We start from the raw sequence: 25,427 nt of genomic DNA on the forward strand, positions 1-25,427 counted from the left end.
GTCAAAAAACAACCAATAAAGTGTAACCAAAAGGTAAATATTGTGTGATGAATACGTATGCAATAGGAGCTTGCTGGGGAAAGCAGCGATCACAACCCTTTTTTAATTCGTGATGTAATCGCAATATAGAGGGTTTTACAGGGTAATAACGACGCGAACAGCTAAGGCAATAAAGATTATCCCTAGCAATTTTTCGAGCCATGGATTTGTCTTGGTAAAACCAAAACGCTTTTTTGATATTTCAGTTAACAGTGCAACAAGTAGATACCAGCCTGTATCAAGCACAAATACCGTTAAACACATGATTAAGCCAACCTGCAAAGTCAGGCTCTCTGGATCAATAAATTGCGAAAACAGCGCTAAAAAGAACACTGCTAGTTTTGGATTTAAAAAGGCAATGGCAAAGCCATCTTGCAACGCGCTGCGGGGACTAGGCTTAGCCTGCTCAACATTCAGTGTTTGCGAGCTAGGTTTAGCTAACAGAATACGAATACCTAAATATGCCAGGTATGCTGCACCGCCATATACCAGCACTTGATAAAGCGTTGGTAGCTGCGTCATCAGCGCACCTAGGCCAAGTAACGAGGCACACGCATAAAAACCAACCCCAATACCATGGCTTAACGCCGCTAACATGCCGTTTTTCATGCCGCCATGTAGGCTATGTTTTAATACTACAGCTAAACTCGGCCCTGGCGACATCGCACCCATCACGCAAATTAAAACTAAACTCAACCACTCAGTTAGTGTCATTATTCGTTATTCTCAATTAGTAATAAAACGGATGTTATCTGACCATAAAACCCAGTGGCAGTGGTAATTGTTTTCACTTGCCAACCAGCTTGGCCTAACTCGAACACCCGTTGATTTAATGCCTCAATATCGATGCCACCGAAAAAGCGCTTCTTTTTAAACTCAACCACTTTTTGCATGTTAGTCCATCAGTTGGTATTCAAAGTCATAATGATGAATACCCGATTCAATTCGAATTGCCATTTTACCACTGAGACCTTCAAGCTCTCCTGCGCCGGAGTCTGGCACCACTTCTAAAATCAATCGGTCAGTCCCCTTATCCATGGTGCCAAAATGTTGCAGTACAAAACTACCTTGCTTACCTTCTAAGCTACCAACAACTTGTTCAATCGCTACATAACCTGCGCTACCTTGAGTCGCAGTCATGGCACTGAGCATTTCGCCTTGGCTTGTTGCCTCTAATGGTCCTGAGAACTGTTTATCAATCGACATGCGTCCTAAATTAACGCCATCCTTACCTGTTGCATAGCCGCCAATAGGGTTTAATTTTACAGTGAATTGCCCGCTGATAGTTGTAGATTCCATACTAATCCCTTAATAACTGTTGATTTTTAGAGCATTGATAACCATATCTATACCCTATTCACCAACAAGAATCTAGCATGTCTAACAATAAAGAAAAGGCCGCATTTAGCAGCTTATTACCGATTTTAGCTTTTATAAAACCCTATAAATGGGTAGTGTTTGCAGCACTTGGCGCCTTGTTGCTTACCGCCGGAGTCAACTTATCTCTTGGACAAGGTGTTAAATTTGTTATTGATCATGGTTTTATTGCAGGCTCACAAGCTCAGCTACAGCAAGCAGTGATGGTACTGATTGGTTTAATTAGCTTATTAGCGGTAGGTACTTTTTGTCGCTTTTATTTAATGTCATGGATTGGCGAGCGAGTCAGTAACGATATTCGTAAAGCCGTGTTTGACCGCATCGTTACATTACACCCAAGCTACTTTGAAGAAAACCGCAGCGGCGAGCTGATGTCGCGTCTGACCACTGATACCACCTTGTTGCAATCTATTATAGGTTCCTCTTTTTCGATGGCATTACGCAGTAGCTTAATGCTCATCGGTGGCTTGGCTATGCTACTTATCACTAACTTAAAGCTAACCCTTGTGGTTGTTGCTTGTGTGCCTGTGGTATTACTGCCGATGATGATTTTTGGCCGAAAGGTACGAAAACTCGCAAGCTCAAGCCAAGATGCCATTGCCGATATCAGCACCTACGCAGGCGAGATCATTCAAAATATAAAAGTCGTGCAAAGTTATAGTCATGAAGAACGTGAAAAAGCAGCATTTAACGAAGAAACCAACAAGGCGTTTCAAGTAGCAAAAAGCCGCATCAAACAACGCTCGTTTTTGATTGCAGCGGTTATATTTCTGACCTTTAGTGCTATTAGCGTGATGCTTTGGGTTGGCGGCAGTGACGTATTAGCTGGCACCATGACAGGTGGTGAGCTCGGTGCTTTCGTGTTTTATGCGATTATGGTGGCGATGTCTGTAGCAACGGTTGCCGAAGTGTACGGTGAGTTACAAAGAGCCGCAGGTGCAGCAGCGCGATTATTAGAGCTACTTGCCGTTGAAAGCATGATCAAAAGCCCAGATAAAAATCATGATGCACAACTTGAGACAAACAAGCTTAATCACCCTGCTATCGAGTTTAATGATGTGTCTTTTCATTACCCTTCAAGGCCAGATAAAGCCGCTTTAAATGCGCTTAACTTACAAGTAAAACAAGGGCAAACTGTTGCAATCGTTGGCCCATCGGGCGCTGGTAAAACAACATTGTTTGAATTACTGCAACGTTTTTACGACCCAAGCTCAGGAAGTATTTCGCTGGCGGGCATAGACATAAAAGCACTCTCTCTTGATTGCTTACGCCAGCAAATGGGGATGGTGGCACAAAACCCAATTTTATTTAGCTCAGACGTAATGCACAACATACGTTATGGCAACCCAAACGCCACTGACGAGCAAGTATATGCGGCGGCTAAATATGCTCATGCCGATGAGTTTATTAAGCAACTTCCTGATGGCTATCACAGCTTTTTGGGGGAGCAAGGGGTCAGGCTCTCTGGTGGGCAAAAACAACGTATAGTACTGGCGCGAGCAATTTTAAAAGACCCAGCAATTTTATTACTTGATGAAGCAACTAGTGCACTCGACGCACAAAGTGAATTTCATGTACAAGCTGCCCTTGAGCATCTAATGAAAGACAGAACAACCCTGATTATTGCTCATCGTTTGGCAACAGTTAAACATGCTGATGTGATTGTTGTAATGGATAAAGGAGAAATTATTGCAACGGGTACGCATCAACAGTTGTTTGAGACTAACCCATTGTATAAACAATTGTGCGAATTACAGTTTAATCGAGATTAATTAAGCGAGTCGATATAAGAAGAGAAATGTCAGGTTTGAAAGGGCATATCAAACCTGACCACAAATCTAGATGTAATATCTAACCTTGTGTATTCGGTACGATCTGAATTTCTACGCGGCGATTTAAAGCACGACCATTAGCTGTATCGTTGCTCGCTACAGGGCGGGTTTCACCATAGCCTCGCGTGCTGATGCGTGCAGATATGATCTGATGATTAACTAGATAATCTTTTACACTTTGCGCACGTTGCTGAGATAACGTCATGTTGTAGCTATCTTTACCCGTGCTGTCGGTATGACCTTCAACACTTAAGTAGGTTTTTTCATACTTGTTCATCACTTGCGCAATTGCATCAAGAGTACTGTGAAAACCCGACGAGATATAAGATTGATCAGTCGCAAAAGTAATGTTTGATGGCATTACTAAACGAATATTGTCGCCTTCACGAACCACTTCAACACCAGAGCCTGCTAACTCATCGCGAAATGCTTCTTCTTGTTTATCCATGTAATCGCCAACTGCTGCACCTGCTAATGCACCAATTGCAGCACCTATGAAGATACGTTTATCGTCATGGTCGCCTGTTGCTTTACCTAATACAGCGCCAGTTGCTGCACCGATTGCTGCACCTTTACCTGTGTTAGTTGTTTCACAACCCGTTAATAAAACGGCCAAAACGCCCACTGTTAAAACTGATTTACTAATAGTCATGTGTCTCTCCATGGCAATATTAATTTCGAATTATTATCCATTATAATTAAACAACAATGAACAAACTATGAAGAAAGAGTTAATTATCAATAGCCGCAGCTGAAACAGCCGGTAAGTTATATTCCGCCACTATTTTTGTTAGGCGACCATCGAGAACTAGGTTGTTCAGTTGAGTTTGAATCTTTTGAGCAAACTCAGACTCAGCAAATTGCTTACTTAATGCTAAGTGCCCAAAAATCACATCATCAAAACGATACGACATCTTTTTTACACTTTGTGATGGCCTTTGCAAAATGGCTGCTGAATGATCCGCGGTTTCCTCAACAGCAATGACCAAATCAACTCTATTTTTCAGTAACATTTCAAAGGCATTGTGTTCACTTAAGGCTTCAACTTTGGTGAGTGTTTTATCTTTATCGAAACGAGAAAAATGGGCCGCTCCTCGCATTACCGCAATTCGTTTACCAACTAAATCTTGATAGTTATTTACTGCAAACTCGCTATCAGCTTTTGCATAAAAAACAAAAGAAGATGACAACATCATGTAGGGTGGGGTTAAAAATTGCATTTTTTGCTCACGAGCCTCTGTGCGGATAAGCCCGCCCATCACATCTAGCTCATTTTGCTCGAGCATTTTTAAGCAGCGCGAAAACGGGCAAGCGACAAATTCAAGTTTCATGGGAAGGCTGCTTTGCATTTCGCGCATGATATCGACTATCGCCCCACTAACTTGGCCTGACTCTGATACCATGCCGTAAGGCGGCGCATGATCAACAGCCACCACAACTTTTTCAAAATTAGTTGCAAATGCAAAGGAGCTAGCCAGTAGTAACAACAAACTTGTAAAATACTGCTTCATAGTGATACTCATAACTACGTTCACTCGTTTTCTATATTGTAGACGGCCTAGTGTCATAAAAACCACAAAAATGTCATACAATTTTGTCATAATAGAAACAACTATCCTGTAACGGCAAAAGTAATGTTATTTGTTATCTTTAAACAATTCTTTTTATTGGGCTGCATGAGCTTTGGCGGCCCAGCTGCACATCTTGGTTACTTTAAACGTCATTTTGTTGATAACTTAAAATGGCTCACCGCTGAGCGCTATGCGCAACTTATTAGCCTAAGCCAAGCGTTACCTGGCCCCGGATCAAGCCAAGTTAGCTTTGCAATGGGGGTTGAAAAAGGAGGCTTATTAGGTGGCCTATGTGCTTTTATTGGCTTTACCCTGCCCTCATTTTTAATTATGTTCTTTTTGGCTCTTAGTGCTCACCAATTTGGTGATATTTACTTTGCGGTGATAGCCGGGCTTAAACTCTTTGCGGTGGTGATTGTTGCCGATGCAACCTACAGTATGGCAATGAGCTTTTGCAAAAACCACTTACACAAACTTATCGCGGTACTGAGCACCGTTGCGCTGATTGTGTTTTCACAGTTATCGAGCCAAATTATAGTACTTATTGCAGCAGCAGCCTTAGGTTGGTTTTATCCTCAACTTAAACTACCAGAGAATCAACAACACAAATCAGTCAAAATTGCTTGGTTACCGCTTGGTTTATTTACTGTTTTGTTACTGGTTAGCTTTTTACCTTTAGGTGAGTGGTTTTCTGTGTTTGCCCCATTCTATCAAACTGGCGCCATGGTCTTTGGCGGCGGTCACGTTGTGTTACCCATTTTACAAGCGGGTGTGCCGAGTCTTGAAACCGAGCAGTTTTTATCTGCTTATGCCAGTGCGCAAGCCATACCAGGGCCAATGTTTACCATAGCCACATACTTAGGCGCACAGATTTCTCCAAATACGCCACTCATAGGTGCGATTGTTGCTACTTTACTAATCTTCTTACCTGGCTTTTTATTAATGTTAGCGTTTATGAAAAGCTGGTTACAATTAGCTGATAAGCCACGCTTTGCGGGTAGTATCGCAGCATTAAATGCCGCCGTGGTAGGTTTTTTAGCCGCCGCCCTTTATTCACCAATTTGGCAGTCGGCAGTGCAAAATCTGTGGCAAGTAGGCTTGGTAGTTGCCGCATTTACTTGGCTAAGAATGGCAAAGCCACCAATTTGGTGGCTATTGTTAGGCTTTATTGCTTTTAGCGTACTGATTGGTCAGTTTTAAGCTTTTTCGCGCGGAGGATTAGCAACCTTAATACTTGGCTTTAGCCCTGTTTGTGGCTCACTCGCACTTATCTGGCCTGTAACACTCTGATAAGGTCTAAGCGCGAAAATTGGCAACACTGCAAGTAGATGATCCATTATCTCTGCTTGCAAGTGCTCATAAGAAATCCAGCGTTTGTCTTCACTAAAACAATAGAATTCGATTGGTAAACCATGGTTCATTGGCTGTAGCTCACGCACCATAAGGGTTAAATCACGATTTATTTTTTCATGCTGCTTAAGATAACCTTCTGCATAGCGACGAAATAAGCCAAGGTTGGTTACCGGATCTGGCAAGCTAGAAACACGAATATAGTCATGCAGTGGAATAGCTGTGTCTATTTGCTCACGAAACGCATCGTCAACTAAGCGAATACTATTCATATCGATGTTTAAAGAGCGTTTGATACGACGACCGCCAGACTCTTGCATGCCACGCCAGTTTTTAAATGACCCAGCAACCAGCATGTAGGTTGGAATGGTTGTAATGGTGTTATCCCAGTTACGCACTTTAACCGTGTTTAAGCCAAGGTCGATAACCTCACCGTCAGCACCATAGCTATCTACTTGGATCCAATCACCATAGGTCACTAAACGGTTAGCTGCAATTTGAATACTGGCGACAAAACCCAAAATAGTATCTTTAAATACGAGTAAGGTCACTGCCGCTATTGCACCAAAGCCTGAGAGAATATAAGTTGGCGACTTCTCCAGCAAAATACTCACAATGAGAATGGCGCAAACCATAAAAGTGATCAGTTTAACAACTTGGATTAACCCTTGAATCGGAATGTCTCGAGCAAATTCAAGTTGATTATAAATACCGCCGGCAATGCTCACTACACTACTTAAAATGAAGCCACCATAAATAATGAGCGCAACTTGACCTACTGTTTTTAAAACGAGTGCAGCAACATCATGAACAGGATAAACATAATCGAAAGTTGCTAAATAAAGGACACAGCACAAAGCACCAGCAAAGCGGCGATTTAGTTTATTGAGCATTGGTGCAAGCGCACCAATACGCTCAGGTGACAGACGAGTAACGACCTTTTGAATGCCTGGCAACAATAAACGACGGGTAAACATATAAATTAATAGTAATGAGCCAACGCCGATAGCTGTCGCCGTTAATGCACTTACAAGTGTCGCGTCTGGCATTGATTCAAACCAAGGCATCACTAATTCTTGCAGGTGAGTTTGCTTCATGGCGCTTCAACCTCTTTATTGATATTAGCAATGTAATCCGCTTCTTTAGCCTGATGATAACTTAGTAGCTGCGCATCTTTTTGCAACCATAAATTATTGACATACTGTTGAAAAGTCGTTCTAAATGCACGATCGTGCTGATAATCGCCAATCATATCTGCGCTAATTGCTTGTAAATGCACATCCACTTTAATCACGTTTAAGCGGCCACGCATCAGGTTACGACAGATGTGATCACCCTCGCCTTGATAAATAATCGAGGTATTTAATAATGCATCAAACTGCTCACCTAACACCTCAAGAGCAAAGGCAATACCGCCCGCTTTAGGCTTTAAAAGGTAACTAAATGGGCTATTTTGCTTTTTGTGTTTTTGGCACGTAAAGCGTGTGCCTTCAACAAAGTTGATAATAGTTGTTGGATGATTACGAAAGTCGCGGCAACTGCGCTTGGTACGCTCAACATCAAGGCCCTTTAACTTTGGATTTTTTGCCAATTGCGCTTTACTAACCCGCTTCATAAAAGGCATGCCCATGGCCCATGCACCAGTGCCAATGAAGGGCACATATTTTAATTCATCTTTTAAGAAAAACTTTGGTGCGGGTAAAACATCTATCGCACTAAGTACGACAATATCTAGCCAGCTCATATGATTAGAGATAAGTAAGTACCAACCATCCCTACTAACGCTGCCTTGAATATTAATATCGATATTCTCACAACCTAACCACAGTGCTAAGCGGTTACCTTTACACCAACCTCGATAAGCACCGTGCAGAATATCGCTAACTACTTTAAATGGCAGTAGTAATTTAAGCACACCAAAAAGCAGCACAAGCGTGCCCCAAATAATTACGTTGGCAAACAAAACAATGCTTACTAGAACGCCTGTTAACCAATTTGGTAAAAACTTCTTTAACATATGTGTGCTCTCGAGTACGTCAACTGCAACTACTTCGCGTGTGTTTTAAACTCTGCTAGTTGCTGATTTTTTTCATCCCAGAGACGATTAAGTTCAGCTTGAAAGTTTACTCTAAAATCAGCGTCGCCTGTATAATCACCAATTAAATTAGGGCTCACTTCCATGACTTCAACCTTCACATCAACCTGCTTTACACGCCCACTAGCAAAGTCCACAAAGCTAGGTATGCCGTCTGGGTAATGAATAGTTACATTCACCACTTTAGAAATTTGCTCACCCATTGCTTGCATCACAAACGCAACCCCGCCCGCTTTTGGCTTTAATAAATGCGTAAATGGACTATTCTGACGCGCGTGCTTATCAGCAGTGAAACGCGTACCTTCAACAAAGTTAACGATACTTACCGGCATTTCTTTAAATTTTTCACATGCTTTACGTGTGGTTTCTAAATCTTTACCGCGCAATTTAGGGTTTTTCTTTAATTGTGATTTGCTAGTGCGGGTCATGAATGGAAAATCCAGTGCCCACCATGCAAGACCTAAGAAAGGTACGTATATTAGCTCTTTCTTCAAAAAAAAGTTCAAAAATGGGATGCGACGATTAAATACACGCTGCATCACAACAATATCTACCCAGCTTTGATGATTAGCGATAACTAAATACCAGTCTTTCGCTTTTAGTTGCTCAAGACCCGTTACGTTCAGCTTATATGAAGCAAATAGATTTTGATTAATACTGTTACAACTCACCCACATAGTGGCGCATTGCTTCGCTATCCAGCTCATGAGCTTTTGTAACGGTTTGATTGGTATGAGTTTAATCACACCACAAATAAAGATAGGCACAAACCAAAAAAGTGTATTAAGGGTGTAAAATAAAAAACTGAACACACAACGGATCATGGACATTACTACTTATTCCTTTAACGCTTAATCTTCAAAATACGTGTAGCCAGCAAGGCCTGCATTTAGTTCTGATAAATATTGTGCCTTAGATTGCTCATCAATTGCCAGTGAGTTAACCCGTTTTGCAAAGTTTTCAGCAAGGATGTCGCTATCATAATCAACAAACTTTAATACGTCCTTAACGCTGTCACCTTTAATTGCGTTGGTTAACTGATAGCCTGCATCTGTTAACTCTACATGCACTGAGTCTGTGTCGCCGAACAGGTTATGTAGATCACCTAAAATTTCTTGATAAGCACCCACTAAGAACATCGCGATGTGGTATTGCTGGCCTTGCTTGTACTCAGGAATAGGTAAACTGCTCTCAATACCTGTACCTTCAACATAGTTACGAATTTGACCATCAGAATCACAGGTAATGTCTTGAATAATAGCGCGTTGCGTTAACGGCTTATGTAAGTTTTCAACTGGCATTACAGGAAATAACTGTTGAATACCCCAAACATCAGGCAGTGACTGGAATAATGAGAAATTAACAAATAGCTTGTCAGCCAGTTTTTCGTTTAAATCATCTAATACTTCACGGTGGGCACGGGCATTTTCACTGAGAGAAGCACGAACACGGTGTAAGATAGTGAAGTACAACTGCTCTAACTTCGCCCACTCAATCATAGTCAGCAAACCGTGAACGTATTGATCATGTGCTTCACTAAATAAGTGCATTGCATCGTGATAAATTTCTAGTGCCATGCGCGGAGTTAACCGCTGTAAGCACTGCCACATTTCATCGAGCACCAATACACTGCCAGCCTCAGGCGCAGCTGGGTTTGCATGGTTAGGTGCACGTTCAACATCGATAACATCAGTAATTAATACCGCGTGATGCGCAGTTAACGCGCGGCCTGATTCAGTAATAATGGCTGGGTGTTTAAGGTCATGTTGTTGGCACACTTCAGCAAACGCATTAACGACATTACGTGCATATTCATCAACACTGTAATTCATTGAACACGAACTACGAGAACCAGAACCTTCGTAGTCAACACCTAAACCGCCACCTACATCCACAGTATTAAGTGGTACACCTAACTGCGTTAACTCAGCAAAGTGACGAGCACATTCACGCAATGCACGGTGAATATCACGGATATTGGCTATTTGAGAGCCAATATGGAAATGCACTAATTGCATTAAATGTAGTTTATTACGCGACTTAAGTAGCTCAACAGCAGACAGCACTTGCCCTGCGGTTAAACCAAACTTACCTTTTTCACCACCGGTATTTTGCCATTTACCTTTACCAACTGAGTTTAAGCGAATACGAATACCAATCGATGGCTCAATGCCTAAGTCATCAATTTCAGCTAGTAAAGTGGTTAGTTCAGAGAGCTTCTCAACAACAATGTGAACCTTGTGACCCATACCTTGACCAATACAGGCTAAGCGTAAAAACTCACTGTCTTTGTAGCCATTACAAACAATGGTAATTGGCTCTTGTGCTACACCTAAAATCGCCATAAGCTCAGGCTTTGAGCCGGCTTCAAGGCCGACTAAACCACTTGGATGAGCAAGTAGTTTACTAACCACAGAGCGCTGCTGATTAACCTTGATTGGGTAAACACAGGTATAACTACCTTGGTATTCACGGGCATTACAAGCTTTGGTAAAAGCACTCGTTAGGGTATCAACACGATTTTGTAAAATGTCGGTAAAGCGTACTAGTACAGGTAAAGTAAGACCTTGCTTTTTGAATTGCTCGGTTAGTTCAGATAAAGACACCGCAGCTTTTGTTTGATCGCCATCAGGATAAGCAACCAGCTCACCTTGTGCGTTAATATCAAAATAGCCGTCACTCCAATGAGCAACATTATATGTTTCGCGTGCTTTGTCTAAACCCCAAGTCATGGCAATGTCTTCTGTAATTTCAATAAATATAAACGCACATTTTAATACGCCCGAGCTGCCCACGCTAACAAAAAATGCACTCTATGCCAAAGTGATAAAAAATATTCGCTATACTGATTAAAATTTGATTGAGCAATTGGCCAAGCACTGGCAGAATTGCACCCCTTTTTTACCATTAACCAAAAGTGTATAAGCAAGATGGCCAATTTAGATCAAAACAACTGGTTTACTGAAATTAGTGACCGTGATGGTAGCGCCTTTTCACTACGCATAACTAAAAAGCTTGATGAACAGCAATCACCATTTCAAAAAGTAGAAATGTACGAGACAACTGACTTCGGTAATCTTATGATTATTGATGGTTGTACGATGGTAAGTAGCCGTGAAAACTTTTTTTATCACGAAATGATCAGTCATCCAGCATTGCTTGCACACCCAAACCCTAAAAACGTTGTGATTATTGGTGGTGGTGACTGCGGTACTTTACGCGAAGTATTAAAACACCCTGGTGTTGAAAGCGTAACACAAATCGATATCGACGAAGTTGTGACGCAAATGTCACTTAAGTACTTCCCTGAGCTATGTGAATCAAACCAAGATCCTCGCGCTACAGTGATGTTTGACGACGGCATTAAATACATGCGTGAAGCAGCGCCTGAATCAATCGATGTGGTGATTGTCGATGGTACAGATCCAGTTGGCCCAGGCGAAGGTTTATTCAACCATGCTTTCTATACTAGCTGTTTAACTGCACTTCGCCCGGGTGGCATCTTAATTCAGCAAAGTGAATCACCACTTATGCATATGCCACTATTAGTAGAAATGCGTGATGCAATGACAGAAGTGGGTTTTGTTGACCTACAAACACTGCCTTTCCCACAACCAATTTACCCAAGCGGTTTATGGTCAGTAACCCTTGCTCGTAAGTCAGAAGAATTCGCAGGGTTTCGTGAAGATGATGCAAATACACTTGCACAAAGCACTGAGTACTATAATGCAGGTATTCACCACGGCGCATTAGCGACACCAAATTATATGAAACGTGCTTTTGAGAAAAAGTAAGCGTTTTAGTTAGATGTAAAAAAGGGCTCATTGAGCCCTTTTTTGTTGGCTTATGATTAGACTTTAAATCGATTCACTAAATGATTGAGCTCATCAGTGAGTTGGTTCATACGATTAGCCACTTCTTGTGTTGAACTTGCTAAGCCGCCCCCTTGTTGGGTTTGGTCATTTAAGTCTGATAAATTTTGGCTAATTTCATCTGCTACAGCAGTTTGCTCTTCAGTCGCTTGCGCTGTCTGCATCGCCATATCATTTACCTTAACTGATGACTCTTGCATTGAGTTAAGCACATCATTGGTTTGTGTGAATGACTCAACCGCTTCATCGGCATAGCGCTTACCACTGTTAATAGCTTGCAGTGACTGCTCAACGCTGGTTGCAAACTGCTCCACCATAGTTTGAATATCATTAGTACTCTCTTGCGTGCGAGTTGCAAGGGTACGAACCTCATCAGCTACTACCGCAAAACCTCGCCCTTGTTCTCCGGCGCGGGCCGCTTCAATTGCTGCATTCAGTGCAAGTAGGTTAGTTTGCTCGGCAATAGCACGAATAACTTCAAGCACTTTAGCGATGTTATCAGAGCTTTGTTGCAACTCAGTTGAACGCTGGCTGGCATGATCCATGTTGTCTGATAGCGCAATAATTTTACGGCTTGAATTATCAACCGCAGCTAAACCTTGTTTAGCTAGCTGCTGTGAATTATCAGCTTCATGAGATGAGTTTTGCGCTACATTGGCTACTTCGCGACTTGCTACACTCATTTCATGTACAGCACTGACTATCGACTCAGAAGCTTGACTAAGCTTTTGGTTAACTTGATGGTTTTGATTTGCAAAGTTATCTAAATCGTTACCTAGATTATGTAGCTCTTTCGCTTGCTCTAAAATGTCTTTGATTAACTGCTGCAAATTATCTAAAAAGCGATTAAATGCGGTTGCTAACTCGGCAAATTCATCTTGCGTTTTAACATTGATACGACCTGTTAAATCACCATCTCCAGAGGCTATTTCGTTAATCCGCTCTGTGACAAAGTTAATTTGTTTTGTAAGCTGGCGCGGCACAAAATAACTAAACCAACCAGCAACAGCTAAAACCACTGTAATCATCACCATAAGCATCACTTTAAAGCCCATTACTTTATCCATCAGCTTTTCTGTTTCTGCTTGAGAGGTTTTGTCTGCCGCTTCTCCGGCTTTATCTAAAATATCACGTAGTGCCGAAAAGCTTTGCTCCGACGCTTGTTTTTGTGAAGCATTTGCTGGGTTATTAATATAAGCTGTTGATGCTCCATACCAAGCATCAAATGCGCTATCAAAGTTACGAAACTGACCAGTCACCTCAGAGTATGGCGACATGTAAGATAAATATTGCTTAAATCGCTCTTTAACTTGCTCGGCATTTTCTTGATGGTCAGTAAGTTGGCCCTTATTCCCTTTCATTTGGGTAACCAGTTGCAGCTCTGCCACTTTAGCTTGGTACAAGTCTCGGTCAGCATTAACAACCACAGAAACCGCATTTAAGAAGCGTTCTGACTGTGCATCAATCGCTTCTTTTTGAAGGTTAATTAGATAGGTATAGCCAGCAATTAAAATGACGATAGCAATGCCGAGTAGCACAATAGGCAAAGAACTTTTGACGCGAATGCTTTGTAACTTCATACATTATCCTAATTTAAATTCTAATCAGCACGTTCATTAGAATGTTAGTAGAAAAACTGAAAAAGTGTATGAAATTAAAAGTGCCAACTCGCTGAAAGTTGCAATTGCTGCTGCGAGTTATGCTCATTAAATCCCATACCGGGTCTATTTTGAGCGTCACTGCTCAGCACTGAATATTCAGCACCTACTTGCCACTTGGTCGACAGTTGATAACGCCAACATGCGGTTAAAGCTTCTCCACGACTTTGGTTAGGATCAAATTGCCAATCATCATGATCGCTAACCTTAAAATAATCATACCTAATTGTGAGACGATGCTGGTCCAACTTGTGACTTAATAGAACAAAATGACTATAAAAATCATTGTCTACCCCACGATTTGTACCCATCGCTGTTTTACCATTAAGGATCTGTACAATAATGCGGGTTTGCTTATTAAACTTATACAACCATGCCGCGCTTAAAAAACGTGTATCCCACGCATATTGACCAGTACGGGTATTCAACGCACCTGGATCGCCATTGTTGTCATAATAATAAACACGTAATTGCGATTTTTTTTGATAATCCCAATGTGCACCGACGTAATAACCAAAGCGCCCATCGACTTCTTCGAAAGGCTCCACATACTCAGCTTGCTTATCTAACTGCGTCCACTCAAAAGAATGTGGAATAGCAAAGTCGATTTGTTCATTGAACGTGGTTTGCCTGTCATGCATAGCGAATCCTCGCCATGACAGGAGTGTTCCAGCAGGATCGTTACCTTTAAAAACCGCAGCAAAGCCTTCAAAACTATGGTTACTTCTAAATTTTCTACCTGGGCGCTTGATGTTTGCCTCTAAACCAAAGGCCCGCACCTCCTCGCCAATCCAGCTATTAATAGCAGAATTAGTGTAGTTATAAGGTGACATCCAACCACTTTGTGGGTTTTCAAGTGACATTTTTGGATAAAAGCCACCCGCTTTAACAGCCCATTTGTAACGACTTGCAGTGAGAGGTTGATATTGTAAATAAGCCTGAGTAAAACCGACTGTTAGTTCAGGATCAGGATGGGCGTTAAGCACTGTATGCGCAGACCAATCACTCGTTAACTCAAAACGGCTACTCAGCATAGCTTGGGATATCACAACACCATCATGCTCTTGGTCATAACGGTATAAGCCTATACCTTTGCGCTGATAGCTAGCTAGTTGGTCACCACGCACAACCGAAACTGTTACCAGCCCATCATGCTCAGCAAATGCCACTGCGGGCAACCCAAAAACACTCGCCAATGCTAAAGCTTGCCATTTATTCATAATCATCAAACTCGTCACTGCTTAATTCTAGTTTTGGTAATAAGGCTTGTTTTAGCTGGTAGCTTAATGGCTTTGCATTGTTAGTAATATCGATGGTTTCTGGTATGCTGATATCATTAAAGCGGTCATGCCAAACTGCCAAAGTAAACTTACCTTCTGGTAAGCTTAACTCAACCATACCTTGCTCATCTGTTTGCCCATAAATACCCCCATCGACAACCACAATGTAACCCAGCATCCAGTCATGAATGTTACAGCCAAGCTCAACAACCCCCGATTGTGCAAATTTAATCGGCTTTTCTGGTTTATCGTGGTAAAGCTTTAACTCAAATTGCTTTGTTTTAGAAAATGAATAAACGTGGTGCATGATTGAATCAAGGTTAGGAAACTCAACATTAGCCCCTTGTGGCACTGCCAACACATGAGGCACAAAGGCACGTTTTTTTTGGCTCATAGTGTAATGACTATCAAGAGATGTAAGTTGTTTAGAGCCTTTAAGCCAAACCACGGCATTTTTGACAGGTTGATTCTGCTTATCAACTATCTGTATTTGCTGCGCCAATAAACATTGACTAAACAATAGTAGTAGCAACAGGGTAATTCTTGTCATTTTGCTAGACCTTTTTAGGTGCTGGGCTGGATATCGCCGCGTTCACTTTGTTGAATACGTATGCAGATCTCTCGTATTAACCAGCAAGTCACTTTATGCTTTAAGGATATATGTGAATACATGACAACAATCCATAACTATAAGCCGCCAAGGAACAACAATGCGATTAACTGCCTTAATGTTAGCAGCCTTTTCAGGTACTTGCCTAGCACAAACCACAACCGTCAGTTCACCTGATGGGCAGATCAAAGTAACTATCTCAGATGAACAACACACACCTAGCTACGAAATCAGCTTTGCAGGTAAACAAGTCATTGCTAACTCTTCGTTAGGCCTTGTTTTTAAACAACAACCAGCAATGAGCGAAGGTTACAAAATTAGCAGCCAAACCACTGATTCGGTAAAAAGTAGCTGGGAGCAACCTTGGGGTGAACGCCAAACTGTGGTTGATAACCATAACGAAGTCGCTGTTACCTTTAAAAAGCCACAACCACAAGGTGGCACGTTTACGGTACGTTTTCGTGCTTTTAATGATGGTGTCGGCTTTCGATACGAATTACCAAAACAAGCTGGTTATGATGATGTAGAAATCACTAAAGAGCTTACAGAGTTTGCTATTACAGATTCATCAGATGCAACAGCTTGGTGGATCCCCGCTCGTGGTTGGAACCGTTATGAATATGTTTATAACACCACCCCACTTCATAAAGCGGCACTTGTGCACACACCATTTACTATAAAAAATAAAGAGGGTGTGCATATCAGTATTCACGAAGCTGCCCTTGTTGATTATGCAGGCATGGTTTTAAATCAACGTCGTGATGGTACCTTCCAAGCCGATCTAACACCTTGGTCAGACGGTGTAGCGGTCAAAAAACAAGGCGCATTTAATACTCCTTGGCGTACAATTCAAATTGGTGATGAAGCCGTTGATTTAATCAACTCAGATATCATCTTAAACTTAAACGAACCAAATAAACTGGGTGATGTATCTTGGGTTAAACCGGGTAAATACGTAGGTATTTGGTGGGGTATGCACATCAAAGAAAATTCTTGGGGTAGCGGTAAAATTCATGGTGCAACCACTGCAAACACTAAATATTACATGGACTTCGCTGCTAAATATGGCTTCGATGGCGTGCTAGTCGAAGGCTGGAATATTGGCTGGGATGGCGACTGGTTTTATAACGGTGACGTATTTAGCTTCACACAACCTTACGACGACTTTGATATTGAAGAGCTGACACGTTACGGCAAAGAAAAAGGCGTACAATTAATTGGTCACCACGAAACGTCGGGCAATGTGACCAACTACCGTAACCAAATGGAAGATGCATTTGCGTTATACGAAAAATCAAATGTAAGCCAAGTTAAAACAGGTTATGTCGCTGACGGTGGTAACATCAAGCGCATCGATGAGAACGGCATTGTCCGCAAAGAGTGGCACGATGGTCAGTTCATGGTTAATGAATACCTACACAACGTAAAACTTGCTGCAAAACATAAAATTAGTATCAACACGCATGAGCCTGTGAAAGATACCGGCCTACGTCGTACATACCCGAACTGGATTGCTCGTGAAGGTGCCCGTGGTCAAGAGTTTAACGCATGGGGTACACCGCCGAACCCACCAGAGCACATTCCAATGCTAGCTTTCACCCGTATGCTTGCAGGCCCAATGGACTTTACTCCAGGTATTTTTGATATGGGCTTTAACGGTTTAGGTGCTGATACCAACCGCCCACAAACGACCCTAGCGAAGCAATTAGCGCTATACGTTGTAATGTACAGCCCTATTCAAATGGCCGCAGATTTACCAAGTAATTATTTAGCGAAGCCAGGTGCATTCCAGTTTATTCAGGATGTACCAACTGATTGGCAACAAAGTATTGCACTACAAGGTGAAGTTGGCGATTTCGTTGTATTTGCACGTAAAGAACGCAAGCGTGATCAATACTCAGGTAACGACTGGTATCTAGGTGCTGTTACAGACGAAAAAGCTCGCACTTTAGAAGTGAAGTTAGACTTCTTAGATAAAGGTAAAAAGTTTGAAGCGCAAATCTACCGTGACGGCGACAAAGCTGAATGGGTAAATAACCCTTACGACTTAAAAGTAGAAAAACGCATAGTGACTGCTGATGATAAGCTAACATTAAAGCTTGCCACCAGCGGCGGCACAGCGATTCGATTTAAAGCAATCTAAGCTAAAAGCTGTAAGTTTTAAGCTTCAAGTAAAAAAGAGCGCGGCATTTGATGTCGCGTTTTTTTATGGCAATAAAAAAGCAGCCCACTCGGGCTGCTTGAAACTCATAGCTTAAGGCTTAAAGCTAAATACTTTTAAAAAGGCAAATAGATTTGCGCGCTGAGGCCTCCCTCTGGGCGATTAAGTAGTTGTACTCGGCCGCCGTGCATATCGACAATACGTTTTATTATCGCAAGCCCTAAGCCACTGCCTTCGCTACCGCGAGCGGCATCACCTTGTTTAAACGGTTCAAATACAGTTTCAAGTTCGCTTTCGGGAATACCTGGGCCGTGATCGTTAACCACGACCATGGCAAACTTTTTATTACTGCTCACGCGGGTTTCAACCTCTATATCACCATCTGAATAGCGAATTGCGTTTTCAATCATATTAGTAACAACACGCTTTATTGCTACCATACTCACTGGCACTTCGCTTAAGCTCGGGTTCTCTTTAAAGGTAATAGTGCGGTGATGTTTTTGTTCAGCTTCGACAACTTCAGAAACGATCGCGTTTAAATCTTCTAACTCAAGCTCTTCACGTTTGTGATGGCGTAAATATTCAATGAATTGGTCAATAATGGCATTCATGTCTTCAATATCATGAATGATCCCTTCACGAAGGTAATCTTCATCGTCCGACATCATTTCGGTGGCAAGGCGAATACGTGTAAGCGGCGTGCGCAAGTCATGGGAAACACCTGCCATTAATAACCGACGGTCGTTCTCAAGAGCTGCAATACCACGCGACATTTGGTTAAACGCACGGGTTACTTCAATCACTTCAGTAGAGCCTTGCTCTTCTAATTTGGTAGAAAAGTCACCCACGCCGACTTTCACAGCAGCTTGTTGCAATGCTTTTAAAGGTCTATTTAGATGGCGGGCAAACAACCACCCACCGAGTACACTTAAAAAGCCAATACTCGATAAATAAAAGGTTAAGAACTTCAGGTTGTTTTCTTGCAGGCCGGTGAGCGGCACGCGCACCCAATAACCCGGTGCTTGCGGTGCTTCAACCCAATAAACCAGTGGATCGGTTTGACTAATTCGTACCCGAGCAGAGCCATTAAGCTCTTTCGACATGCTCCGCGATAGCATTGAGTACTCACGAGTTTCAGCTAACCCCTCACTCATCGCTTGGCGCTGGGTCATCACTTCGATACCGGTGATCTCAAAAAACTTGTCAGAGGCTTCTTTGCTTACCTCAACGCCCTCTTCCCATTCGATAAACACGGTTTTCACCTGTTTAGATAGGATCAGGTTTACTTGTTCTATAGTTGGTTTAACAACATAAAAACTGACCGTGATATAAGAGACTATTTGATTGATTAACAGCAGGGCCGCAACCAAAAATACCGTTTGTCCAAACGCACTACGTGGAAACATGCCCATTGCTATTATTTTTCACCATCTGGCACAAATACGTAGCCTAAGCCCCATACTGTTTGTATATAACGAGGATTAGCCGCATCAACTTCAATCATACGACGTAAGCGCGATACCTGAACATCGATACTGCGCTCAAGTGCACTGTAATCACGGCCACGTGCTAAGTTCATTAGCTTATCGCGACTAAGCGGTTCACGAGGATGTGTTACCAAGGCTTTCAATACAGCAAACTCCCCACTGGTTAACGACATTGTTTTGTCACCATGACTCATTTCGCGGGTCGCAAGGTTAAGAGTAAACTCACCAAAACTAATTTCGTTTTCTTCGGCAGCAGGGGCCCCCGGCACTTCTTTAGCACGACGACGTAAAATTGCTTTGATGCGCGCAAGTAACTCACGTGGATTGAATGGTTTAGGAATATAATCATCTGCACCGAGCTCTAAACCAATGATGCGATCAACTTCATCGCCTTTTGCTGTGAGCATTACAATAGGAATGTCATTTTCTTTTTGACGTAAACGACGGCAAATTGAAAGACCATCTTCACCCGGCAACATTAAATCTAATACAATCAAGTGGAAGTTTTCGCGCTCTAGTAAGCGATCCATTTGCTCTGAATTTGCTGCTGTACGAACAATAAAACCTTGTTCTACAAGGTAACGCTCTAGCAAACTGCGTAAGCGCATATCATCATCAACAACCAATACTTTTGTCGTTTCGTGTCCCATAACTTTCATTCTTTTTGTAATATGTTACTTATTAATATAAATGAAAAAGTTAAGAATAAAAAACGAATTACGCGCTTAGATTGTTACTGAACATTTCAAAATCCTGCTCGACAAAGGGTATACTTTGCGGCTGGTTTTCTTTTTAGGCTGAATAAAATGGCAAAGACAAATTTAATAACCCGAGAAGGGTATCAGCAATTACAACAAGAACATGATTATTTATGGCATGAAAAACGCCCCGAAATTACCAAAATAGTGACTTGGGCAGCAAGTTTGGGCGACCGCTCTGAAAATGCCGATTATCAATTTAATAAACGTGTTTTACGACAAATCGATCGCAGAGTTCGTTATTTGCGCAAGCGTATGCCTGACCTTAAAATTGTTGACTACAACCCACAACAAGCTGGCAAAGTATTTTTTGGTGCTTGGGTCGAAATTGAAAACGAACAAGGCGAGACAAAACGCTTTCGTATTGTTGGTCCTGATGAAATTTACGAGCGTAAAGACTACATATCTATCGATGCACCAATGGCTCGGGCACTGCTTGGCAAACAGGTCGATGATGACTTTACGGTAAACACGCCTGAAGGTACAAAAGAGTGGTTCATCAATGAGATAACCTATCCTGATGCAAAATAATTTTTCCCAGAAAATTCAGAAAGCGTTAATTAATGATTGTTTAGTCTAAAAATGTGATCTATAACTAAAGATACTCAAGATAAATCATTACTTGAGTTTTAGAAGGTAGTAATTATGTCAAACGCAATGCAACGCATAATAAGTAATGCAATTGTATTCGCACTTTTAATAAGTGTGAGTTTGATATCTTATGCCAACGATATAGAAAGCCACTCAGACAGTGTTACACCAACCGCACATTTTATTGCGTGTGATAGTGCAGACCCTGCCAATCTAGATACCGACCTAGACAAACATACACCTGCGTACATCGCCAATGTAGCCCAACCACTGCCAGATGCACGTGTTGTGTTGTATGCTCAACCTTGTAACAAGGCGTCTGTTTATAGCGCACACCAGCGAGGGCCACCTGCTTTTTAATTAACTCAAATTTTTCTATTTCAGTTTTATTAAAATGTATGGTGAACAAAATGAATAAATTCAAAGAATTACGTCTACAAGATATCTCTAATGGCGCATTATCTAATGCAGTAAATGAAGTTGAGCCAACACTAGATCTCACTTCTTCTGCACTTAAAGTACTTAATAGCTTTACTAAAAAAGACCCGCTTCGTGCCCACTATGGCACATCTATCGTTGATGCGTTAAAACAAACAAATAGTTGCTGTTCAGATTTTATTTTAGTGATTGATGGCGAAGATAAACTGCTCGGGATCACCTCTAGCGCAGACTTGCAAAGCTCAAAGATTATGATTCTTGCGCAGCGTTTAAACTTACACCGTGATGAATTAACACTACACGATGTAATGACACCACTTAGCAATTTAGCGGGAGTAAGCTTGCAGAGCATCAGCTATGCATGTATTGGAGATGCACTGCAAACTATGGAGCATCAAGGTATGATGTTCTTATTAGTGACTAGTGCAAACCATGAAATTTGCGGTTTGATTTCTGCGCGAGAAATCGCTAAGAAACTCCATATTCCGGTCAATATCAATCCAATAGCTAACAGCTTCAGTGAAGTCATGCAGCAGATTGACCACCCACACTAACGCCTAAAATCAGCGTTGTGTAAAACTATTTTTGCGGGCCTTAAAAGCAGTGCTTTTAAGGCCTTCTTATTGTGATATTATTCAGGCAATTAATCTTCAGTTTTACTGATTTTCTATTTCTAAAAAGGTTTATGCATGAGCAATATCTCTGCACGCTTAGCGACCGAGCTAAATGCCCAGCAAACACAAGTTGTTGCTGCAATCAAATTACTTGATGAAGGTGCCACAGTCCCTTTTATCGCCCGTTATCGTAAAGAAGTAACTGGTGGTCTAGACGACACACAATTACGTTTACTTGAACAACGTTTATCTTATTTACGCGAATTAGAAGAACGCCGCAGTTTTATTCTTGCCACCATTGAAGAACAAGGCAAATTAACAGCAGAGCTAAATGCTGATATTAATAACGCTGACAGTAAAACTGAGCTTGAAGATTTATATTTACCGTTCAAGCCTAAGCGTCGCACGAAAGGTCAAATTGCTATTGAAGCCGGCATTGAGCCGCTTGCCGATGCATTATTTAATGATCCAAACCTCGATCCAGAACAACTCGCAGCTGATTACATAAATGCTGATGCAGGCTTTGCTGATAGTAAGGCTGTACTTGATGGCGCTAAATTTATTCTGATGGAACGCTTTGCAGAAGATGCTAAGTTATTGGCTAAATTCCGCAGCCACATCTCACAGCATGGTCAAATAGAAAGCACAATAATAGCAGGCCAAGAAAATAATGGCGCTAAGTACCGCGACTACTTTGAGCATCAAGAGCCACTTAAGAAAGTACCATCACACCGTGCACTTGCTATGCTTCGTGCTCGCAATGAGGGGGTTTTACAACTCAGTATCAACCCTGAACCAAGCGCAGAAAACCCAGCCCAAGTGTGCGCACAGATGATTGCCGATCATTATCGCTTAGATGTAAGCAACTCTGCTGCAAGTAGCTGGCTGATGAGTGTGGTGCAATGGGCATGGAAGATTAAATTAAGCCTTCACCTTGAGAATGAGTTTTTAGGCGCAATGCGTGAAAAAGCTGAAACTGGCGCAATTGACGTTTTTGCGAAAAACTTAAAAGATTTATTAATGGCTGCACCTGCAGGCCCGCGTACTACTCTAGGTCTTGATCCTGGTTTACGTACAGGTTGTAAAATTGCCGTTGTAGACAGCACTGGTAAGCTTTTAACCACGCAAACCATTTTCCCTCATGCCCCCCAAAACCACTGGGAAAAATCATTACGTACCTTAGAGCAGTTATGTCGCCAGCACAAAGTTGAGCTAATCGCCATCGGTAATGGAACAGCTTCACGTGAATCTGATAAGTTAGTTGCTGAACTTATCAAAGCGAACAGTGAACTTAAACTAAATAAAATCATGGTCAGTGAAGCGGGTGCATCTGTTTATTCAGCGTCTGAATTTGCTGCCAACGAGTTCCCTAACCTTGATGTTTCACTGCGTGGTGCGGTGTCAATTGCGCGTCGCTTACAAGACCCTCTTGCTGAGCTGGTAAAAATTGAGCCTAAATCAATCGGTGTGGGCCAATACCAGCACGACGTATCACAAAGCCAGCTAGGACAAACGCTAACATCCGTTGTAGAGGACTGTGTAAACTCAGTAGGTGTAGATTTAAATATGGCCTCGGTGCCACTACTTACTCGCGTATCGGGCTTAAATAAAACGTTAGCACAAAATATTGTTAGCTACCGTGATGCGAATGGTTCATTTAGCAAACGCTCTGAACTGAAAAAAGTAGAGCGCTTAGGGCCAAAAGCCTTTGAACAAGCGGCTGGTTTCTTACGTATCACTAATGGTACAGATCCTCTTGATAAGTCATCTGTTCACCCTGAAGCTTACCCGGTTGTTAAACGCATCTGCGAAAAGAACAACATCGATGTAAATAGCTTAATTGGTAACTCTGATATCTTAAATAAACTGGTTGCTAACGACTACACAGACGAAAAGTTTGGTTTACCAACAGTTACCGATATTATTAAAGAGCTTGATAAACCGGGTCGTGACCCGCGTCCTGAGTTTAAAACAGCTGAATTTAAAGCCGGTGTTGAAACCATCAACGACCTAAAACCGGGTATGATTCTAGAAGGTGTAGTGTCGAATGTTGCGAACTTCGGTGCCTTTGTTGATGTGGGTGTTCACCAAGACGGTTTAGTGCATATTTCTGCTATTACCAACAAGTTCATCTCAGATCCACGCGAAGTAGTTAAAGCTGGCGATATTGTTAAAGTAAAAGTACTTGAAGTAGATGCAGCACGCAAACGTATCAGCTTTACTATGCGTTTAGACGATGATGTTGATACTAGTAATAAAGCAACACCAGCTAGCAAACCTAAGGCAGTTGCGAAAGCGAAAAGTGCAGCACCTAAACAAAAACGTGATTTTGGTAATGCAGCAATGGGTAATGCCTTTGCTGATGCATTTGCCAATGCAAAAGTGAAAAAATAATACCCTATAGGTGTAAATCGATAATAAAAAACCGCGTGAGTTTAACTTACGCGGTTTTTTAATTTAAGAAGCTTAAATAAAAGCAGAGAACTGGTTTTGATTAGTGGGCGAGGTAGCTGCTTGATAAAAATTAGCAATACGTGCGGCACGCTCATCTACTTCAACATCACGCTTTGCTGTTTTTGTTTCACTGCTTTGAGTTGCGCTATCTTCGGCATACTCACTGTTTATTTTGAAGGTCGATTTGCCTGAGTCAGCATCGCCATCAGCTGATTGGCTGGCAAGCTCAGCCTGCGCTGCCATAAGCTTTTGTGTGGCATCTGCAGCAATTGAGCGATCAGCACTTGAAGGTTCTTGTGGTGCAAGTGCCGCTGCACGCACCGTCTGCATTTTTTCGATTGTGGCTTGTGGGTCACCTTTTATTTCAGCAACATCAATTTGCACCTCACCGCCAACAGCATAGTTTGTACCATCGGGGCCACGTTGATACTCGTAGCTAGGAGAGCCCGCATACTGCCCCCCTACTGTGGCATGCGCTTGCTCATGAATACGCACTTCGGTATCACGCGCTTTTAATTCTTTTATTTGTTCAGCGTCTTGTTGCTCTTGCTCAGCAACCTTTTGCTCTTTTTTCTGTTCTTGTTTAGCGTCTTGTTCTGATTGCTCTGGATCGCCTTGTTCACTGCCTTGTTGACGCTCCTCAATCACTTTATCTTCTGATAAACGACCTTTGGCATCATAAGTACCAGCCTCAGAACCCGGTTGCTTGGTTTTATCACCATCGCTAAGCGTTTTATTTTCGGCATTACTTGGTTTAGTAGCAGCAGGTGGCGGGATTACTTCACGTAACTGATTATCACGGCGAGCACTTTCGGTGTGCACATTCGCCGTGTTGATATTAATCGAGGGAAACGGAGTAACGATATTCATAAGTGCTAAACTTTGATATCAATTAACGTACCCAGCACTTCATCAGCAGTTTGAATGGTGTTGATGTTTGCTTTTGCATTAAATTCTTCAACTTTCAAATTAACAAGCGACTCATCGATTGGGGCAGGTTGTGAAACTGGCGGAGTTACAGCTTCATTTGGAGTTGCCGCTTGTAATTGGCGTTGTTGAGCTAGTTGGGCATCATCTTGCTGATCAATTGAGGCACGGCTAATCTCAGCGCTCGCCTTTTCGATACCTTGGCTTGCACGGTTATAACCTTCTACCGCATTATTAAAAACAGAACTGATTGGCATAACACCCTCCAACAGTGAGATTCACTAGCTAAGTATCGCTCATAAAACGAGCAAAA

24 protein-coding genes are annotated in these 25,427 nt (G+C 42.0%); 8 read left to right on the forward strand and 16 right to left on the reverse strand.

The genetic code is table 11. The features are described 5' to 3' along the window. Positions 1-135: 135 nt before the first annotated feature. Genes NH454_RS14235 through NH454_RS14245 form a run of 3 tightly spaced genes read right to left on the reverse strand, consistent with a single transcriptional unit; the run spans position 136 to position 1,338 of the window. Complete coding sequence (locus tag NH454_RS14235; RefSeq protein WP_253039405.1) at positions 136-753, reverse strand: LysE family translocator; 618 nt, start codon at positions 751-753, stop codon at positions 136-138. Beyond that, on the reverse strand, positions 753-932 hold the full coding sequence (locus NH454_RS14240) for a DUF4177 domain-containing protein (RefSeq protein ID WP_135922870.1): 180 nt from the start codon (positions 930-932) through the stop codon (positions 753-755). The genes NH454_RS14235 and NH454_RS14240 overlap by 1 nt, the downstream gene beginning before the upstream one ends. A gap of 1 nt (position 933) precedes the next feature. Next, positions 934-1,338 carry a DUF3224 domain-containing protein gene (locus NH454_RS14245; protein ID WP_062564809.1) on the reverse strand — a complete coding sequence of 135 codons (405 nt, stop codon included), beginning with the start codon at positions 1,336-1,338 and terminating at the stop codon, positions 934-936. A 77-nt stretch (positions 1,339-1,415) separates the two neighbouring features. On the opposite strand from NH454_RS14245, the gene NH454_RS14250 reads away from it, so the two are divergent. After that, complete coding sequence (locus tag NH454_RS14250; RefSeq protein ID WP_253039407.1) at positions 1,416-3,188, forward strand: ABC transporter transmembrane domain-containing protein; 1,773 nt, start codon at positions 1,416-1,418, stop codon at positions 3,186-3,188. Between the two features lie 79 nt (positions 3,189-3,267). On the opposite strand, the gene NH454_RS14255 is transcribed toward NH454_RS14250, so the two are convergent. Together NH454_RS14255 and NH454_RS14260 are read right to left on the reverse strand one after the other, a co-directional pair. Beyond that, a complete protein-coding gene (locus NH454_RS14255) occupies positions 3,268-3,900 on the reverse strand; it encodes an OmpA family protein (protein WP_135922873.1) in 633 nt (210 codons plus the stop codon). Positions 3,901-3,979: 79 nt separating this feature from the next. Beyond that, on the reverse strand, positions 3,980-4,759 hold the full coding sequence (locus NH454_RS14260) for a transporter substrate-binding domain-containing protein (RefSeq protein ID WP_138558485.1): 780 nt from the start codon (positions 4,757-4,759) through the stop codon (positions 3,980-3,982). A 123-nt stretch (positions 4,760-4,882) separates the two neighbouring features. On the opposite strand from NH454_RS14260, the gene chrA reads away from it, so the two are divergent. Beyond that, entirely contained in the window at positions 4,883-6,019 is a 1,137-nt protein-coding gene (gene chrA, locus NH454_RS14265; RefSeq protein ID WP_253039409.1) for a chromate efflux transporter, read from the forward strand. Here chrA and NH454_RS14270 read toward each other — a convergent pair. From NH454_RS14270 to speA, 4 genes are read right to left on the reverse strand one after another with little or no spacing between them, the layout of a single operon-like run. After that, positions 6,016-7,266 carry a mechanosensitive ion channel domain-containing protein gene (locus tag NH454_RS14270; RefSeq protein ID WP_135922876.1) on the reverse strand — a complete coding sequence of 417 codons (1,251 nt, stop codon included), beginning with the start codon at positions 7,264-7,266 and terminating at the stop codon, positions 6,016-6,018. The genes chrA and NH454_RS14270 overlap by 4 nt on opposite strands. Next, the gene (locus NH454_RS14275) at positions 7,263-8,186 is read right to left on the reverse strand and encodes an acetyltransferase (protein ID WP_135922877.1); all 924 of its coding nucleotides are present in this window, start codon (positions 8,184-8,186) and stop codon (positions 7,263-7,265) included. The genes NH454_RS14270 and NH454_RS14275 overlap by 4 nt, the downstream gene beginning before the upstream one ends. A gap of 29 nt (positions 8,187-8,215) precedes the next feature. Continuing rightward, positions 8,216-9,094 carry an acyltransferase gene (locus NH454_RS14280; RefSeq protein WP_138558483.1) on the reverse strand — a complete coding sequence of 293 codons (879 nt, stop codon included), beginning with the start codon at positions 9,092-9,094 and terminating at the stop codon, positions 8,216-8,218. A 21-nt stretch (positions 9,095-9,115) separates the two neighbouring features. Beyond that, positions 9,116-10,996, reverse strand: a complete 1,881-nt coding sequence (speA, locus tag NH454_RS14285; RefSeq protein WP_253039410.1) for a biosynthetic arginine decarboxylase — start codon at positions 10,994-10,996, stop codon at positions 9,116-9,118. Positions 10,997-11,194: 198 nt separating this feature from the next. On the opposite strand from speA, the gene speE reads away from it, so the two are divergent. Beyond that, the gene (speE, locus tag NH454_RS14290) at positions 11,195-12,058 is read left to right on the forward strand and encodes a polyamine aminopropyltransferase (RefSeq protein ID WP_055198615.1); all 864 of its coding nucleotides are present in this window, start codon (positions 11,195-11,197) and stop codon (positions 12,056-12,058) included. Between the two features lie 56 nt (positions 12,059-12,114). Here speE and NH454_RS14295 read toward each other — a convergent pair whose 3' ends face one another. The 3 genes from NH454_RS14295 to NH454_RS14305 form a co-directional block, all read right to left on the reverse strand. After that, positions 12,115-13,716: a methyl-accepting chemotaxis protein gene (locus NH454_RS14295; RefSeq protein ID WP_252950691.1), complete on the reverse strand. Its 1,602-nt coding sequence runs from the start codon at positions 13,714-13,716 to the stop codon at positions 12,115-12,117. A gap of 74 nt (positions 13,717-13,790) precedes the next feature. Further along, on the reverse strand, positions 13,791-15,020 hold the full coding sequence (locus NH454_RS14300) for a hypothetical protein (protein ID WP_253039411.1): 1,230 nt from the start codon (positions 15,018-15,020) through the stop codon (positions 13,791-13,793). Continuing rightward, positions 15,007-15,624: a methylamine utilization protein gene (locus NH454_RS14305; RefSeq protein WP_253039412.1), complete on the reverse strand. Its 618-nt coding sequence runs from the start codon at positions 15,622-15,624 to the stop codon at positions 15,007-15,009. Before NH454_RS14305 ends, NH454_RS14300 begins: the two co-directional genes overlap by 14 nt. 160 nt (positions 15,625-15,784) lie before the next feature. On the opposite strand from NH454_RS14305, the gene NH454_RS14310 reads away from it, so the two are divergent. After that, a complete protein-coding gene (locus NH454_RS14310) occupies positions 15,785-17,827 on the forward strand; it encodes a glycoside hydrolase family 97 protein (RefSeq protein ID WP_253039413.1) in 2,043 nt (680 codons plus the stop codon). A 134-nt stretch (positions 17,828-17,961) separates the two neighbouring features. Here NH454_RS14310 and envZ read toward each other — a convergent pair whose 3' ends face one another. Then, positions 17,962-19,257 (reverse strand): two-component system sensor histidine kinase EnvZ, encoded by a 1,296-nt coding sequence (gene envZ / locus NH454_RS14315; RefSeq protein WP_054562852.1) that lies wholly within the window; start codon positions 19,255-19,257, stop codon positions 17,962-17,964. A 5-nt stretch (positions 19,258-19,262) separates the two neighbouring features. Next, the gene (ompR, locus tag NH454_RS14320) at positions 19,263-19,982 is read right to left on the reverse strand and encodes a two-component system response regulator OmpR (protein ID WP_063702407.1); all 720 of its coding nucleotides are present in this window, start codon (positions 19,980-19,982) and stop codon (positions 19,263-19,265) included. Positions 19,983-20,138: 156 nt separating this feature from the next. Between ompR and greB the strand changes: the two genes are divergently transcribed. The 4 genes from greB (at position 20,139) to NH454_RS14340 (ending at position 24,127) form a co-directional block, all read left to right on the forward strand. Then, a complete protein-coding gene (gene greB, locus NH454_RS14325) occupies positions 20,139-20,621 on the forward strand; it encodes a transcription elongation factor GreB (RefSeq protein ID WP_135922886.1) in 483 nt (160 codons plus the stop codon). Positions 20,622-20,735: 114 nt separating this feature from the next. After that, positions 20,736-21,041, forward strand: a complete 306-nt coding sequence (locus NH454_RS14330; RefSeq protein WP_135922887.1) for a hypothetical protein — start codon at positions 20,736-20,738, stop codon at positions 21,039-21,041. 50 nt (positions 21,042-21,091) lie between these two features. After that, complete coding sequence (locus NH454_RS14335; RefSeq protein WP_135922888.1) at positions 21,092-21,673, forward strand: hypothetical protein; 582 nt, start codon at positions 21,092-21,094, stop codon at positions 21,671-21,673. 135 nt (positions 21,674-21,808) lie between these two features. After that, the gene (locus NH454_RS14340; protein ID WP_253039414.1) at positions 21,809-24,127 is read left to right on the forward strand and encodes a Tex family protein; all 2,319 of its coding nucleotides are present in this window, start codon (positions 21,809-21,811) and stop codon (positions 24,125-24,127) included. Between the two features lie 72 nt (positions 24,128-24,199). On the opposite strand, the gene NH454_RS14345 is transcribed toward NH454_RS14340, so the two are convergent. Further along, on the reverse strand, positions 24,200-25,057 hold the full coding sequence (locus NH454_RS14345; protein ID WP_135922890.1) for a putative metalloprotease CJM1_0395 family protein: 858 nt from the start codon (positions 25,055-25,057) through the stop codon (positions 24,200-24,202). Positions 25,058-25,062: 5 nt separating this feature from the next. Next, positions 25,063-25,371, reverse strand: coding sequence for a hypothetical protein (locus NH454_RS14350; RefSeq protein WP_054554434.1), 309 nt, complete (start codon positions 25,369-25,371; stop codon positions 25,063-25,065). Positions 25,372-25,427 lie beyond the last annotated feature (56 nt).

It is taken from the genome of Pseudoalteromonas sp. Ps84H-4 (genome assembly GCF_024124645.1).
Lineage (GTDB): Bacteria > Pseudomonadota > Gammaproteobacteria > Enterobacterales > Alteromonadaceae > Pseudoalteromonas > Pseudoalteromonas lipolytica_C.

Coding starts and splice junctions, on each gene's coding strand:
- NH454_RS14255 (WP_135922873.1), bottom strand. CDS start 3,900: ATGACTATTAGTAAATCAGTTTTAACAGTGGGCGTTTTGGCCGTTTTA.
- envZ (WP_054562852.1), bottom strand. CDS start 19,257: ATGGGCATGTTTCCACGTAGTGCGTTTGGACAAACGGTATTTTTGGTT.
- NH454_RS14240 (WP_135922870.1), bottom strand. CDS start 932: ATGCAAAAAGTGGTTGAGTTTAAAAAGAAGCGCTTTTTCGGTGGCATC.
- speA (WP_253039410.1), bottom strand. CDS start 10,996: ATGACTTGGGGTTTAGACAAAGCACGCGAAACATATAATGTTGCTCAT.
- NH454_RS14345 (WP_135922890.1), bottom strand. CDS start 25,057: ATGAATATCGTTACTCCGTTTCCCTCGATTAATATCAACACGGCGAAT.
- NH454_RS14305 (WP_253039412.1), bottom strand. CDS start 15,624: ATGACAAGAATTACCCTGTTGCTACTACTATTGTTTAGTCAATGTTTA.
- NH454_RS14245 (WP_062564809.1), bottom strand. CDS start 1,338: ATGGAATCTACAACTATCAGCGGGCAATTCACTGTAAAATTAAACCCT.
- NH454_RS14270 (WP_135922876.1), bottom strand. CDS start 7,266: ATGAAGCAAACTCACCTGCAAGAATTAGTGATGCCTTGGTTTGAATCA.
- NH454_RS14260 (WP_138558485.1), bottom strand. CDS start 4,759: ATGAAGCAGTATTTTACAAGTTTGTTGTTACTACTGGCTAGCTCCTTT.
- NH454_RS14310 (WP_253039413.1), top strand. CDS start 15,785: ATGCGATTAACTGCCTTAATGTTAGCAGCCTTTTCAGGTACTTGCCTA.
- greB (WP_135922886.1), top strand. CDS start 20,139: ATGGCAAAGACAAATTTAATAACCCGAGAAGGGTATCAGCAATTACAA.
- NH454_RS14275 (WP_135922877.1), bottom strand. CDS start 8,186: ATGTTAAAGAAGTTTTTACCAAATTGGTTAACAGGCGTTCTAGTAAGC.
- chrA (WP_253039409.1), top strand. CDS start 4,883: ATGTTATTTGTTATCTTTAAACAATTCTTTTTATTGGGCTGCATGAGC.
- NH454_RS14250 (WP_253039407.1), top strand. CDS start 1,416: ATGTCTAACAATAAAGAAAAGGCCGCATTTAGCAGCTTATTACCGATT.
- NH454_RS14350 (WP_054554434.1), bottom strand. CDS start 25,371: ATGCCAATCAGTTCTGTTTTTAATAATGCGGTAGAAGGTTATAACCGT.
- NH454_RS14280 (WP_138558483.1), bottom strand. CDS start 9,094: ATGTCCATGATCCGTTGTGTGTTCAGTTTTTTATTTTACACCCTTAAT.
- ompR (WP_063702407.1), bottom strand. CDS start 19,982: ATGGGACACGAAACGACAAAAGTATTGGTTGTTGATGATGATATGCGC.
- NH454_RS14330 (WP_135922887.1), top strand. CDS start 20,736: ATGTCAAACGCAATGCAACGCATAATAAGTAATGCAATTGTATTCGCA.
- NH454_RS14300 (WP_253039411.1), bottom strand. CDS start 15,020: ATGATTATGAATAAATGGCAAGCTTTAGCATTGGCGAGTGTTTTTGGG.
- NH454_RS14335 (WP_135922888.1), top strand. CDS start 21,092: ATGAATAAATTCAAAGAATTACGTCTACAAGATATCTCTAATGGCGCA.
- NH454_RS14340 (WP_253039414.1), top strand. CDS start 21,809: ATGAGCAATATCTCTGCACGCTTAGCGACCGAGCTAAATGCCCAGCAA.
- NH454_RS14295 (WP_252950691.1), bottom strand. CDS start 13,716: ATGAAGTTACAAAGCATTCGCGTCAAAAGTTCTTTGCCTATTGTGCTA.
- NH454_RS14235 (WP_253039405.1), bottom strand. CDS start 753: ATGACACTAACTGAGTGGTTGAGTTTAGTTTTAATTTGCGTGATGGGT.
- speE (WP_055198615.1), top strand. CDS start 11,195: ATGGCCAATTTAGATCAAAACAACTGGTTTACTGAAATTAGTGACCGT.